This is a genomic window from Erwinia aphidicola (genome assembly GCF_014773485.1).
GTDB lineage: Bacteria > Pseudomonadota > Gammaproteobacteria > Enterobacterales > Enterobacteriaceae > Erwinia > Erwinia aphidicola.
This window is the reverse complement of sequence record NZ_JACXBP010000001.1, coordinates 606,069-618,541: the sequence shown is the minus strand read 5'-3', so window position 1 is coordinate 618,541 and position 12,473 is coordinate 606,069. Positions and strand designations below refer to the sequence as shown.

Annotated in this window: 15 protein-coding genes; 10 read left to right on the top strand and 5 right to left on the bottom strand. The window is 56.1% G+C overall.

Going from position 1 to position 12,473, the window contains the following annotated elements; genetic code table 11:
• Position 1 precedes the first annotated feature (1 nt).
• The 4 genes from trpCF (at position 2) to ID864_RS02930 (ending at position 3,842) form a co-directional block, all read left to right on the top strand.
• On the top strand, positions 2-1,363 hold the full coding sequence (trpCF, locus tag ID864_RS02945; protein ID WP_099754612.1) for a bifunctional indole-3-glycerol-phosphate synthase TrpC/phosphoribosylanthranilate isomerase TrpF: 1,362 nt from the start codon (positions 2-4) through the stop codon (positions 1,361-1,363).
• A gap of 13 nt (positions 1,364-1,376) precedes the next feature.
• Positions 1,377-2,570: a tryptophan synthase subunit beta gene (trpB, locus tag ID864_RS02940; protein WP_099754611.1), complete on the top strand. Its 1,194-nt coding sequence runs from the start codon at positions 1,377-1,379 to the stop codon at positions 2,568-2,570.
• Complete coding sequence (gene trpA, locus ID864_RS02935; RefSeq protein WP_191149370.1) at positions 2,570-3,373, top strand: tryptophan synthase subunit alpha; 804 nt, start codon at positions 2,570-2,572, stop codon at positions 3,371-3,373. The genes trpB and trpA overlap by 1 nt, the downstream gene beginning before the upstream one ends.
• Before the next feature lie 154 nt (positions 3,374-3,527).
• A complete protein-coding gene (locus ID864_RS02930; protein WP_048915943.1) occupies positions 3,528-3,842 on the top strand; it encodes a BON domain-containing protein in 315 nt (104 codons plus the stop codon).
• Between the two features lie 55 nt (positions 3,843-3,897).
• Here ID864_RS02930 and ompW read toward each other — a convergent pair whose 3' ends face one another.
• The gene (gene ompW / locus ID864_RS02925; RefSeq protein WP_048915942.1) at positions 3,898-4,533 is read right to left on the bottom strand and encodes an outer membrane protein OmpW; all 636 of its coding nucleotides are present in this window, start codon (positions 4,531-4,533) and stop codon (positions 3,898-3,900) included.
• Positions 4,534-4,876: 343 nt separating this feature from the next.
• Between ompW and ID864_RS02920 the strand changes: the two genes are divergently transcribed.
• From ID864_RS02920 to yciA, 3 genes are all read left to right on the top strand, one after another.
• The gene (locus ID864_RS02920; RefSeq protein WP_048915941.1) at positions 4,877-5,614 is read left to right on the top strand and encodes a YciC family protein; all 738 of its coding nucleotides are present in this window, start codon (positions 4,877-4,879) and stop codon (positions 5,612-5,614) included.
• Between the two features lie 76 nt (positions 5,615-5,690).
• Entirely contained in the window at positions 5,691-6,230 is a 540-nt protein-coding gene (locus tag ID864_RS02915) for a septation protein A (protein ID WP_048915940.1), read from the top strand.
• A gap of 69 nt (positions 6,231-6,299) precedes the next feature.
• The gene (yciA, locus tag ID864_RS02910) at positions 6,300-6,728 is read left to right on the top strand and encodes an acyl-CoA thioester hydrolase YciA (protein ID WP_048915939.1); all 429 of its coding nucleotides are present in this window, start codon (positions 6,300-6,302) and stop codon (positions 6,726-6,728) included.
• Positions 6,729-6,752: 24 nt separating this feature from the next.
• Here yciA and tonB read toward each other — a convergent pair whose 3' ends face one another.
• On the bottom strand, positions 6,753-7,475 hold the full coding sequence (gene tonB / locus ID864_RS02905) for a TonB system transport protein TonB (RefSeq protein WP_191149369.1): 723 nt from the start codon (positions 7,473-7,475) through the stop codon (positions 6,753-6,755).
• A gap of 203 nt (positions 7,476-7,678) precedes the next feature.
• Between tonB and ID864_RS02900 the strand changes: the two genes are divergently transcribed.
• A complete protein-coding gene (locus ID864_RS02900; RefSeq protein WP_191149368.1) occupies positions 7,679-7,975 on the top strand; it encodes a YciI family protein in 297 nt (98 codons plus the stop codon).
• A gap of 45 nt (positions 7,976-8,020) precedes the next feature.
• Here the strand turns inward: ID864_RS02900 and ID864_RS02895 are convergent, their stop codons facing one another.
• Positions 8,021-8,194, bottom strand: coding sequence for a YciY family protein (locus ID864_RS02895; protein ID WP_099753651.1), 174 nt, complete (start codon positions 8,192-8,194; stop codon positions 8,021-8,023).
• A 165-nt stretch (positions 8,195-8,359) separates the two neighbouring features.
• Here ID864_RS02895 and cls point away from each other — a divergent pair, with 165 nt between their 5' ends.
• Both cls and ID864_RS02885 read left to right on the top strand, forming a co-directional pair.
• Positions 8,360-9,820, top strand: coding sequence for a cardiolipin synthase (gene cls, locus ID864_RS02890; protein WP_048915936.1), 1,461 nt, complete (start codon positions 8,360-8,362; stop codon positions 9,818-9,820).
• Positions 9,821-9,860: 40 nt separating this feature from the next.
• Entirely contained in the window at positions 9,861-10,190 is a 330-nt protein-coding gene (locus ID864_RS02885) for an HI1450 family dsDNA-mimic protein (RefSeq protein WP_208864915.1), read from the top strand.
• Between the two features lie 262 nt (positions 10,191-10,452).
• On the opposite strand, the gene oppF is transcribed toward ID864_RS02885, so the two are convergent.
• Both oppF and oppD read right to left on the bottom strand, forming a co-directional pair.
• Positions 10,453-11,454, bottom strand: coding sequence for a murein tripeptide/oligopeptide ABC transporter ATP binding protein OppF (gene oppF, locus ID864_RS02880; RefSeq protein WP_048915934.1), 1,002 nt, complete (start codon positions 11,452-11,454; stop codon positions 10,453-10,455).
• Positions 11,451-12,467 (bottom strand): ABC transporter ATP-binding protein, encoded by a 1,017-nt coding sequence (oppD, locus tag ID864_RS02875; RefSeq protein ID WP_048915933.1) that lies wholly within the window; start codon positions 12,465-12,467, stop codon positions 11,451-11,453. Before oppD ends, oppF begins: the two co-directional genes overlap by 4 nt.
• Between the last annotated feature and the right edge of the window lie 6 nt (positions 12,468-12,473).

Sequence of the window (12,473 nt, the reverse complement as noted above, 5' to 3'; positions counted from 1 at the left end):
CATGCAGGAAACCGTACTGAATAAAATCGTCCAGGATAAAGCTATCTGGCTGGCAGAGCGCCAGCAGCAGCAGCCCCTGGCCACCTTCCAGAATGAGATCGTCCCCTCAACGCGCGGCTTTTATCATGCGCTACAGGGCGCCCGCACCGTGTTTATTCTGGAGTGCAAAAAAGCCTCCCCGTCGAAGGGTCTGATCCGTGAAGACTTTGACCCGGCGGTTATCGCTGGCGTCTACCAGCATTATGCCTCGGCGATTTCAGTGCTGACTGACGAGAAGTACTTCCAGGGAAGCTTTGATTTTCTGCCGATTGTCAGCAAAGCCGTGACCCAGCCGGTGCTGTGTAAAGACTTTATTATCGACCCTTATCAGATCTATCTGGCGCGCTATCACCAGGCCGATGCCATTTTGCTGATGCTGTCGGTGCTCGACGACGAGCAGTATCGCCAGCTCTCTGCCGTGGCGCATAGCCTGCAGATGGGCGTGCTGACCGAAGTGATCAGTGATGAAGAGCTGGAGCGCGCCACTGCGCTGGGCGCGAAGGTGGTCGGCATTAATAACCGCGACCTGCGCGATCTCTCTATCGATCTGGACCGCACCCGCCGCCTGGCGCCGAAAGTGGCGCACGGGGTCACGGTGATCAGCGAGTCCGGCATTAACAGTTACGCGCAGGTACGTGAGCTTAGCCACTTCGCCAACGGCTTCCTGATTGGCTCTGCCCTGATGTCAGAAGAGGATCTTACCGCCGCCGTGCGCCGGGTGATCCTTGGTGACAATAAGGTGTGCGGACTGACGCGGGCCGAAGATGCCCGCTGCGCACTGGAGGCCGGGGCGAATTATGGTGGGCTGATCTTTGCCGAAGGTTCACCGCGTAAAATCGATAGCGCTCAGGCTGCGGCCGTGATGGCGGGCGGCGCGCTAAAATATGTTGGCGTTTTCCGCAATAACAGCATCAGTGACATTGTCACTAAAGCGCAGCAGTTGAAGCTGTTTGCCGTACAGCTGCACGGTGAGGAAGATCGCCAATTTGTCAGCCAGCTGCGCGCAGAACTTCCGGCCAGCGTGAAGATCTGGAAAGCCTTCAGCATAGGTTCCAGCCTGCCCGCCCGCGACTGGCCGCACGTTGACCGCTATGTGTTTGATAACGGCAGTGGCGGCAGCGGCCAGCAGTTTAACTGGCAGCTGTTGCAGGGTGAGAAACTCGATAACGTGCTGCTGGCCGGTGGTCTCGGGGCGGATAACTGCGTTCAGGCCGCTCAGCTCGGCTGTGCAGGCCTCGACTTTAATTCCGGCGTGGAGAGTGCCCCCGGAATTAAGGATGCCGGTAAAATTGCTTCAGTGTTTCAGACGCTGAAAGCCTACTGATATAAGAGAAGCGATCATGACTAAGTTAAATCCCTATTTTGGTGAGTTTGGTGGCATGTACGTGCCGCAGATCCTGATGCCGGCTCTGGAACAGCTGGAAGACGCCTTTATCAGCGCCCAAAGCGACCCGGAATTCCAGGCTGAATTTACCGACCTGCTGAAGAACTATGCAGGGCGCCCAACGGCGCTGACGCTGTGTAAGAATCTCACCAAAGGCACCCAAACTCGCCTGTATCTGAAGCGAGAAGATCTGCTGCACGGCGGCGCGCACAAAACTAACCAGGTACTCGGTCAGGCGCTGCTGGCAAAACGCATGGGTAAAAACGAAATCATTGCTGAAACCGGAGCCGGTCAGCACGGGGTTGCCTCGGCCCTCGCCAGCGCCCTGCTGGGCCTGAAATGCCGCATTTACATGGGTGCGAAAGATATTGAGCGCCAGTCGCCAAACGTGTTCCGTATGAAGCTGATGGGCGCGGAAGTGATCCCGGTGCACAGCGGCTCTGCCACGCTGAAAGATGCCTGTAACGAAGCGCTGCGCGACTGGTCCGGCAGCTATGAAACCGCGCACTATATGCTCGGCACTGCCGCCGGTCCACACCCGTTCCCGACCATTGTGCGTGAGTTCCAGCGTATGATCGGCGAAGAGACGAAAGCGCAGATTCTGGAGAAAGAAGGCCGCCTGCCGGATGCCGTCATCGCCTGCGTTGGCGGCGGGTCGAACGCCATCGGCATGTTTGCCGACTTTATTGATGAGAGCAGCGTCGGCCTGATCGGCGTCGAGCCTGCTGGCCACGGTATTGAAAGCGGTGAACACGGTGCGCCACTCAAGCATGGCCGCGTCGGCATCTACTTCGGTATGAAGTCGCCAATGATGCAGACCGCAGACGGTCAGATTGAAGAGTCGTATTCCATCTCCGCCGGCCTGGATTTCCCCTCCGTCGGACCGCAGCACGCTTACCTGAACAGCATTGGCCGCGCTGAATACGTCTCGATCACCGACGACGAAGCCATGGATGCGTTCAAAACGCTGTGCCGCAGCGAAGGGATTATCCCGGCGCTGGAATCTTCCCACGCGCTGGCTCATGCCCTGAAGATGATGAAAGCCGACCCTGAGAAAGAGCAGCTGCTGGTGGTCAACCTCTCCGGCCGTGGCGATAAAGATATTTTCACCGTGCATGACATTCTGACCGCGAAGGGAGAAATCTGATGGAACGTTACGATAGCTGTTTCAAACGTCTGGCAGAGCGTAAAGAAGGCGCTTTTGTGCCCTTCGTCACCCTGGGCGACCCAACGCCGGAACTCTCGCTGCAGATTATCGATGCGCTGGTGGCCGGTGGTGCCGATGCGCTGGAGCTGGGCATTCCCTTCTCCGATCCGCTGGCGGATGGTCCGACTATCCAGAATGCTAACCTGCGTGCCTTTGCGGCTGGCGTGACGCCGTCACAATGCTTCGAAATGCTGGCCGCCATCCGCCAGAAATACCCGGAGCTGCCAATCGGCCTGCTGATGTACGCGAACCTGGTATTTTCCAACGGCATCGACAACTTCTATGCCCGCTGCCAGCAGGTTGGCGTCGACTCAGTGCTGGTTGCCGACGTGCCAATTGAAGAGTCTGCCCCGTTCCGTCAGGCGGCGCTGCGCCACAACGTCGCGCCAATCTTTATATGCCCGCCGAACGCCAGTGACGATCTGCTGCGTGAAATTGCCTCCCACGGCCGGGGTTACACCTATCTGCTGTCGCGTGCCGGGGTGACCGGATCGGAAACGCGCGCCAATCTGCCGCTTAAGCATCTGGTCGATAAACTGCGCGAGTACCATGCTGCTCCGGCGCTGCAGGGCTTTGGTATTTCTGAAGCGTCGCAGGTGCAGGAAGCGGTGGGTTGCGGCGCAGCCGGCGCTATCTCTGGCTCTGCCATTGTGAAAATCATCGAGAAAAACCTGGCACAGCCGGAAGTGATGCTCGCTGAGCTGACCGCTTTCGTTAGCAAACTGAAAGCCGCAACGCGCTAAGCAGAACCCATGCCTTATCTCCTGGATAAGGCATTATATTCTTTCAATTTTCCCCGCATAACCATTTGCATTTCTGGCAAACCTCGCTAAAAATCTATAGATACCGATGAATGTGTCGGTTAAAGCCTTATGATGATGACAGGGAGATTACATAGTGAAATGGTTCAAAGTCTTATCAGGTGTGGTTATTGCAGCCGTAGTGGCTCTGTCAGTGAGTGCCTGTGCGCCTACGGCAACTAAAGAGGGAACCGGAGGTTATATTGACGACACCGTCATTACGACCAAGGTAAAATCAACCCTGCTGGCCGATGACTCGCTGAAGTCGACGGAGATCAATGTTGAGACCTTCAAAGGACGCGTTCAGCTGAGTGGATTTGTCAGCTCACCGCAGATGGCTAACCGTGCCGTCGGCATTACGCGCGGCGTGGCGGGTGTAAAATCTGTTGTGAATAATATGCAGATTAAATAACCGTTCTGAATGGCTTAAAAGGCGCGAATTTCGCGCCTTTTTGCATTTTAGCGCTTCAGAAAGTGTAGCCCGCGCCGAAGAAGAACACCCACGGATTAATATGCGTATCAATACTCTGGCGGCCTGCCGCCGCAGAGTCGAAGCGCACTTTGGTGTTGATATCCATGTACCACAGCGAGGCGTTAATCAGCCAGTCAGGCGTTAACTGATAGTCAAGACCTACCTGCCCCGCTAAACCCCAGGAGTTTTTCACGCTGAGATTGCTTAATCCCGCATCACGCCCGGTCTGGTTAAAGTCGGTGTCATAAAACATAGTGTAGTTGACCCCGACGCCCGCATAAGGCTGCCACTTACTGCTGTTACCCATTGGGTACCACTGTGCCATCAGCGTTGGCGGCAACTGGTGAACCGTTGCCAGCGTGCCGGTCGCCTGCAGGCCAACATGGTGTTTAAACGGCGTCGCACCCAGCAGTTCCACGCCAATGTAATCGGTGGCCATATAGGTGAAGGTCAGGCCCATCTGGGTGTTGTTATCAATGTTGAACTCACCCAGGCCCATTACGTCATCCGACCCTCCGGTCGGGCGCACGGTCGCGGAACCGACACGCATAAAGAAATCCCCAGCCTGGTGGGCTGATGCGGCGACGGGCAATAAGCTAATTACGGCGAGTACCAGCGCTTTCAATTTCATAACCACTCCTTTTTTCTGCAAATTATTGTAAGCATGCGACCTGCTTTGAGGCCTTGATGCGTTTTTAGCCGACCTATATTTACCCTGATTTACCGGCGAGATCATGCAAATCAATTAACAAAAAGTTTATATAAAACATAGAGTTGATTTGGATCAATTTTCACGGGTTTTGGCGGTGAAGTGAGCCAGATAAAAACAGCGCAACCAGCATGGCTGAAGTCAACAAGCGCGGAATGGCGGTAATACCTTCTTAAATCGAAAGTTATGTCAATCTGGGTGCCAGCACCCTGCCAGACCATGTACAATCGCCGGGTCTATAACACCGGCCTTTCAAGGAGAGTACATGTCTATCACGGCGGGTTCGCTATACCGTGACACGGGGAATTTCTTCCGCCATCAGTCCGTCACTATTGTACTGATGGCGCTGTTAACTTCGTTTATTACTATGCTTATCGGCAAGGCATTCACACCAGGCGCCGATGAGATGCAGATCCTCGGTGAAGGCGCTGCGGGTTCCGCCAGCAGCCTGATGGAGATGATCCGTAATATGTCCCCCGAACAGCAGCAGGTGCTGCTGCACGCTTCCGCTGCCGGTACTTTTGCTTCACTGGTAGGTAATGTCCTGCTGCTGGGCGGCATGTTAAGCCTGATCCCGCTGGCGTCATCCGGCCAGCGCATCAGCGCGCTGCGTGCTATTGGCGCATCCGCTCCGCGCTTACCGGCACTGCTGCTGCTCACCATCCTGATGACCGTGCTTATCCAGCTCGGCTTTATGGTGCTGGTGGTTCCCGGCGTGCTGCTGGCCGTTACCCTGGCACTCTCCCCGATCATCCTGATGACCGAAAAAGTGGGAGTGATCGCCTCTATGCGTGCCAGCATGCGTCTCGGCTGGAGCCAGATGAAACTGATCGCCCCGGCGGTGATTTTATGGATTGTGGCGAAACTGGTGGTGCTGCTGCTGGCCTCCTCGCTGCTGGTGCTGCCGCCGGACGTCGCTTCTGTGGTGCTCAACGCGCTCAGCAACCTGGTTTCAGCCATACTGATTATCTATTTGTCACGCCTGTATATGCTGTTACGTTAATTAACCTGGAATGCCTCGACAGAGGCATTCTGCTGGATAATGATATTTCGCATTCGTCTGTTATTTGGAAGCCGCTATGAAGCAGTTACTCGACTTTCTTCCCCTCGTGGTGTTTTTTGTTTTCTACAAGCTTTACGACATCTATGTTGCCTCCGGCGCACTGATTGCCGCCTCCGCGCTGGCACTGGCGGCGGGCTGGCTGCTTTATCGTAAAGTTGAAAAGATGTCGCTGGTGACCTTCGCGCTGGTCGCGGTGTTTGGCACGCTGACTATTGCGCTGCACAACCCGGACTTTATTAAGTGGAAAGTCACTATCATCTATGGCCTGTTTACCGCTGCGCTGCTGTTCAGCCAGTGGTTTATGAAACAGCCGCTGATCCAGAAGATGCTGGGGAAAGAACTTCAGCTGCCTGAATTCGCCTGGCGCCGCCTGAATATCGCCTGGGCACTGTTCTTCCTCGCCTGCGGCCTCGCGAATATCTATGTCGCCTTCTGGCTGTCGCAGGATATCTGGATTAACTTTAAAGTCTTTGGCCTGAGCGCCCTGACGCTCCTGTTTACGCTACTGAGCGGCGTCTACATTTATCGTCTGATGCCACAACAAGAAGAAAAATAACTCATCATTGCCCGGACATTTACCCCGGGCGAATTGAATGACCGGAAGCAAGCAATTCGAGAGCACACAATGAGCGAACAACAACGATTACCGCAGGGCGAAATGGTGCTGCGTACGCTGGCGATGCCTGCAGACACCAACGCCAACGGCGATATCTTCGGCGGCTGGCTGATGTCACAGATGGATATGGGTGGCGCTATTCTGGCGAAAGAGATAGCGGAAGGTCGCGTGGTCACCGTGCGCGCCGACGGCATGACCTTTCTGAAACCGGTCGCGGTGGGTGATGTCGTCACCTGCCATGCGCGCTGTATCAAAACCGGTACCAGCTCCATCACCATCAATATCGAGGTGTGGATCAAAAAGGTGTCATCTGAACCCATTGGCCAGCGCTACTGCACCACCGAAGCGGTGTTTATCTATGTTGCCGTCGACCCGGAAGGCAAACCGCGGCCGCTACCCGCCGATAAGAGCCACTTTAAGCTCGACCCGCAGGTATAAAAAAAAAGGGCTTTCGCCCTTTTTTTATTCGATGGATGTCCCACCGTTGATCTTAAACACGATATTCATCGTCAGGTCTTTGCCAGGCTTACCGGCTTCATAGCGCCATTTGCGCATCGCCTGTTTCACTTCACGCTCAAACATGTTGCGCGGTTCGGCCGACAGAATGCGCACATTATCTACCTGGCCGGCGCTGTCGACGTCAAACTGCACCCGCACACGCCCTTCCACCCGCAGGGCAAAAGCACGCGCCGGATAGGCTGGCTTACCAACGGTTAATGCCCGTGGCCCGGTTGAGACGGCGGTAGACGGCGCCTGGGAGGTCTTCGGCGCGGTGGACGGCTTACTCTGCTCAACGGGTTTAGTCTCCTGTGGCGCTGCTGCCGGGCGTGGTTTCACCTCTTTCTTCGGCTTGACCACCTCTTTCTTCACCGGCTTCGGTTTTGGCTTCGGCTTTGGCTCCGGTTTAGGGATCGGTACCGGCTCTGGCTTAGGCGGTTCAGGCATCGGTTCCGGTTCCGGTTCTGGCTCAGGTTCTGGTACCACTTCAGGCGGGGCTGGCTGCGGTTCCGGCTGCACTTCAGGTGCCACTAACGACACGCTGATAGGCTGAGACGCTTTCGGCATTTCGACCACCTGATGAAATGAGGCATACAGCAGTGCCCCGATCGCTAAACCATGCAGTACGACCGAAATCAGCAGTGGTAAAGGTGAGCGGCGAGGTAGTTCAGTTGTCAGCGTCGTCATAATCTTTCTGGTCAAAATGTGAAGCGTTGATTTTAAATGCAAATAGCAATCAATTTCAATAAGCACGCACGCTGATTCGTCGATTTCACCTTTAAAACGCCGCAGGCTGACCTTTATCAAGGCCAGATACGCTTTAGTTTGCACAAATGTTAACGATCACTTAACGTGATGCCGAATCTCATCCCCAGACAGGAGTTCTGAAGGTGCTCTACGTAATTTACGCTGAAGATAATAGTGACTCACTGGAAAAACGCACGGCCGTGCGCCCTGCTCACCTTGCCCGCCTGCAGCTGCTGCGTGATGAAGGTCGCCTGATTATTGCCGGCCCGATGCTCGCGGTAGACAGTAACGAGCCTGGCGTTGCCGGTTTCAGCGGTTCAACCATTATTGCCGAGTTCCCATCGCTGGAAGCCGCGCAGTCATGGGCGCAGGATGATCCCTATATTGCTGCCGGGGTATATAAGCAGGTTGCTATCAAGCCGTTTAAACGCGCTTTCTGATTAAACAGCCCGGCGATCTCGCCACCGCCGGGCCTGTTCCCCGCTTCAGGGAATCTGTGTAATAAACAAAATAGAACGGCGTTGCTGCTGGCTCACCTGATGGCGGAAAGAGTGCATACGTCCGTAGCGACGAGACTGCCCCTCCAACCAACGCGACCGACGCCGCTGAACCTGCCGCAACATGCGCCAGCGCGCCACCTCATTTCTACTTCGTCTCATTACACCCTCTGATTGACCCAGGAAAAACTCGCGACGCAGTATAGACCTTTATCAATCCTCACCAGGTCCGATCTCTTTATTCCTTAAAGTGTGGTTAAAGGTTTCCTGTACTGTCATCTGCACGTAAACTCCATTTAATTGCCGCGTGAACAGGATTTTCACTTAATGACCACCTTTTATACCGTAATGAGCTGGCTGCTGGTGTTTGGTTATTGGTTGCTAATTGCCAGTGTCACCCTGCGTATCCTGATGAAGCGGCGCGCAGTGCCCTCCGCCATGGCCTGGCTGTTAATTATCTATATTATTCCGCTGGTTGGCATCATTGCTTATCTCTCATTCGGTGAGCTGCACCTTGGCAAACGGCGTGCCGAGCGCGCGCGCACCATGTGGCCTTCTACCGCCCGCTGGCTAACCGATCTCAAAGCCAGTCACCATATTTTTGCCGAAGATAACAGCGATGTGGCCCGTTCACTGTTTCAGCTGTGTGAAAACCGTCAGGGCATTGCCGGAGTGAAAGGTAATCAGCTCCAGCTGCTCACCAGCACCGATGACACCCTGCGCGCGCTGGTGCGTGATATTCAGCTGGCACGTCATAATATCGAGATGGTGTTCTATATCTGGCAGCCCGGTGGGCAGGCGGATGAAGTGGCTGAAGCGCTAATGGCGGCGGCGCGGCGCGGCGTTCACTGCCGCCTGATGCTGGACTCGGCGGGCAGCGTCGAATTCTTCCGCAGCCCGTGGGCAGCGATGATGCGCAGCGCGGGTATCGATTTAGTCGAGGCGCTAAAAGTGAGCCTGCTGCGCGTTTTCCTGCGCCGTATGGATCTGCGCCAGCACCGCAAAGTGGTGCTGATCGACAACTATATCGCCTATACCGGCAGCATGAACCTTGTTGACCCACGCTACTTCAAGCAGAACGCTGGCGTCGGCCAGTGGGTTGACCTGATGGCACGTATGGAAGGCCCGGTCGCCACCACACTGGGCATTATTTACTCCTGCGACTGGGAAATTGAGACCGGCAAGCGCATTTTGCCGCCTCCGCCAGATGACAATGTGATGCCGTTTGAGCAGGAGAGCGGCCATACCATTCAGGCGATCGCTTCCGGCCCTGGCTTCCCGGAGGATATGATCCATCAGGCACTGTTAACCGCCGTCTATTCAGCGCGCGAACAGCTGATTATGACCACCCCCTACTTTGTTCCGAGCGACGACCTGCTGCACGCTATCTGCACCGCGGCTTATCGTGGCGTTGATGTCAGTATTATCGTGCCGCGCCGCAACGACTCCCTGCTGGTGGGCTGGGCCAGCCGCGCCTTCTTTGGCGAGCTGCTGGACGCCGGGGTGAAGATCTATCAGTTTGAAGGCGGTCTGCTGCACACCAAGAGTATTCTGGTAGATGGTCAGCTCAGCCTGGTGGGCACCGTGAACCTCGATATGCGCAGCCTGTGGCTCAACTTTGAAATTACGCTGGTGATTGATGACGATGGTTTTGGCAGCGATCTGGCCCGGGTGCAGGAGGATTATATCGCACGATCCAGACTGGTTGATGGTCAACGCTGGTCGCGCCGCGCATACTGGCAGCGTATCGTAGAACGACTGTTTTACTTCTTCAGCCCATTGCTGTAAAACGAGCGAAAATGCACAGCGCCCAAGGGGCAACACAGGAATTTTTATGGACCTAAATAACCGCCTTACCGAAGATGAAACCCTGGAACAGGCCTACGACATCTTTCTTGAGCTGGCCGTCGATAACCTCGACCCGGCGGACGTGATTCTGTTTAATCTGCAGTTTGAGGAGCGCGGTGGTGCAGAGCTGTATGACCCGGCAGAGGACTGGGCTGAACACGTCGATTTCGACCTTAACCCGGACTTTTTCGCTGAAGTGGTGATTGGCCTGGGCGAAGAGGATGGCGAACCGATTACCGATGTCTTTGCCCGCGTACTGCTGTGCCGCGAGAAGGACCACAAGCTGTGCCACATCCTTTGGAAGGAATAAATCCTCGTCATATTTTCCCCTGATCCTGCGTTGGCTGCCTCGGTTCACCCCGGTCACTGACTTCAGTAAGCTCCCGGGGATTCACCTTGTTGCCGCCTTGTCTCAGCGCAAAATATTTAGAGGATTGGGTATGTCATATTTTCCCCCGATCCTGCGTTGGCTGCCTCGGTTCACCCCGGTCACTGACTTCAGTAAGCTCCCGGGGATTCACCTTGTTGCCGCCTTGTCTCAGCGCAAAATATTTAGAGGATTGGGTATGTCATTAAAGCGGGTCCACTTTCAGGCAGGAGACCGCATGGCGGAAACTGCCCTCCAGCAGCGGACGCGTTTTGGCGCATTCCGGCCCGGCAATCGGGCAGCGGGTGCGGAACACGCAGCCTGAAGGCGGATTGATCGGCGACGGCAGTTCACCTTCCAGCAGCTGTATCGTCTTGTTGCGCTCAAGGTCCGGGTCCGGGATCGGCACCGCTGACATTAATGCACGCGTGTAAGGGTGCTGCGGGTTCTGATACACCTCATCGTAAGTTCCCAGCTCCACAGCATGCCCCAGATACATCACCAGCACGCGGTCAGAAATATGCTTCACCACCGCCAGATCGTGGGCGATGAAGATCAGCGATAGCCCCATTTCACGCTGCAGCTGTTGCAGCAGGTTTACCACCTGCGCCTGAATCGACACATCGAGTGCGGACACCGGCTCATCGCAGATAATCAGCTTCGGCTCCAGGATTAGCGCGCGCGCAATGCCAATACGCTGGCACTGGCCGCCGGAGAACTCGTGCGGATAGCGGTTGATCAGGTTGGGCAGTAACCCCACCTTCATCATCATCGCCTTCACGCGCTCTTTCACTTCCTGGCGCGGCATCTTCGGATGATAGGTGCGCAGCGGTTCGGCGATAATCTCGCCGATGTTCATACGCGGGTTCAGTGAGGCCAGCGGATCCTGGAAAATCATCTGAATATCGCTGCGTGCAGCGCGCCATTCGTCTGCGCTCTGCCCCAGCAGGTCGCGCCCCAGCCAGGCAACGCGCCCTTCTGTCGCTTTCACCAGGCCGATAATCGCCCGCGCCAGCGTGGATTTCCCGCAGCCGGACTCACCGACCACGCCGAGGGTTTCCCCCTCATACAGACGCAGGCTGACGCCGTCGACCGCCTTCAGCGTTTTTGGCGGCTGCCAGAACCACTGCCGACCATCTTTGATGTCGAAATGCACTTTGAGATCGGCAATTTCCAGCAGAACTTTCTTCTCAGCAACCGTTGTCATACCAACTCCTCCACGGGCTTAAAGCAGGCGCGCAGTCGGCCTTCGCCGAACGCTTCCAGCGGCGGTGCGCTGGCGCAGATATCCATCGCGTGCGGGCAGCGCGGCTGGAACGGACAGCCCTTTGGCAGACGCGACAGGTTCGGCGGGTTGCCCGGGATCGTCAGCAGCGAGTCGCCCTCGTCGGCATCCAGACGCGGCACGGCATTGAGCAGGCCGATGGAGTACGGATGTGAAGGCCGATAGAAGACATCGCGCGCTTTACCATATTCCATGGTGCGCCCGGCATACATCACCAGCACCTGATCGCAGATCCCGGCCACCACGCCGAGGTCGTGGGTGATCATAATAATCGCGGTATTGAACTCGCGCTTCAGCTCGTTCAGCAGCGTCATAATTTGCGCCTGCACCGTCACGTCGAGCGCGGTGGTCGGCTCATCGGCAATCAGCAGCTTAGGACGGCACAGTAGTGCCATGGCGATCATCACGCGCTGACGCATCCCGCCGGAAAATTCATGGGGGAACATTTTCATGCGCTTACGCGCTTCCGGCATTTTCACCGCGTCGAGCATGCGCACAGACTCTTCAAACGCCTGCGCGCTGTTCATCCCCTTGTGCAGCTGCAGCACTTCCATCAGCTGCTCACCGACGCGCATGTACGGGTTCAGCGAGGTCATCGGGTCCTGGAAGATCATCGCGATCTGCTCGGCGCGCAGCTTATTCAGCTTGTTCTCCGGCAGGTTGAGGATCTCGCTGCCGTTAAAGCGGGCCGAGCCGCCAATGCGCCCGTTGCTGGCCAACAGGCCCATCAGGGCAAAGGCGGTCTGCGATTTTCCGGACCCGGATTCGCCGACGATCCCTAAAGTTTCCCCGGCGCTGAGGCTGAAGTTAAGGTCGTTAACCGCCGTGACATCCCCATCCGGGGTGCTAAAGGTCACGCGCAGGTCTTTAACATCCAGCAGACGTTGGCTTTCCCTGGTTTTGGCCATCGCTGGCTGTAATTCAATCGTGCTCATCGGGAA

Excerpts from the sequence above, each read along its gene's own strand:
- trpCF (WP_099754612.1), top strand. The coding sequence starts at position 2 with ATGCAGGAAACCGTACTGAATAAAATCGTCCAGGATAAAGCTATCTGG.
- trpA (WP_191149370.1), top strand. The coding sequence starts at position 2,570 with ATGGAACGTTACGATAGCTGTTTCAAACGTCTGGCAGAGCGTAAAGAA.
- ID864_RS02920 (WP_048915941.1), top strand. The coding sequence starts at position 4,877 with ATGTCTATCACGGCGGGTTCGCTATACCGTGACACGGGGAATTTCTTC.
- tonB (WP_191149369.1), bottom strand. The coding sequence starts at position 7,475 with ATGACGACGCTGACAACTGAACTACCTCGCCGCTCACCTTTACCACTG.
- ID864_RS02895 (WP_099753651.1), bottom strand. The coding sequence starts at position 8,194 with ATGAGACGAAGTAGAAATGAGGTGGCGCGCTGGCGCATGTTGCGGCAG.
- oppD (WP_048915933.1), bottom strand. The coding sequence starts at position 12,467 with ATGAGCACGATTGAATTACAGCCAGCGATGGCCAAAACCAGGGAAAGC.
- yciA (WP_048915939.1), top strand. The coding sequence starts at position 6,300 with ATGAGCGAACAACAACGATTACCGCAGGGCGAAATGGTGCTGCGTACG.
- oppF (WP_048915934.1), bottom strand. The coding sequence starts at position 11,454 with ATGACAACGGTTGCTGAGAAGAAAGTTCTGCTGGAAATTGCCGATCTC.
- ompW (WP_048915942.1), bottom strand. The coding sequence starts at position 4,533 with ATGAAATTGAAAGCGCTGGTACTCGCCGTAATTAGCTTATTGCCCGTC.
- cls (WP_048915936.1), top strand. The coding sequence starts at position 8,360 with ATGACCACCTTTTATACCGTAATGAGCTGGCTGCTGGTGTTTGGTTAT.
- ID864_RS02915 (WP_048915940.1), top strand. The coding sequence starts at position 5,691 with ATGAAGCAGTTACTCGACTTTCTTCCCCTCGTGGTGTTTTTTGTTTTC.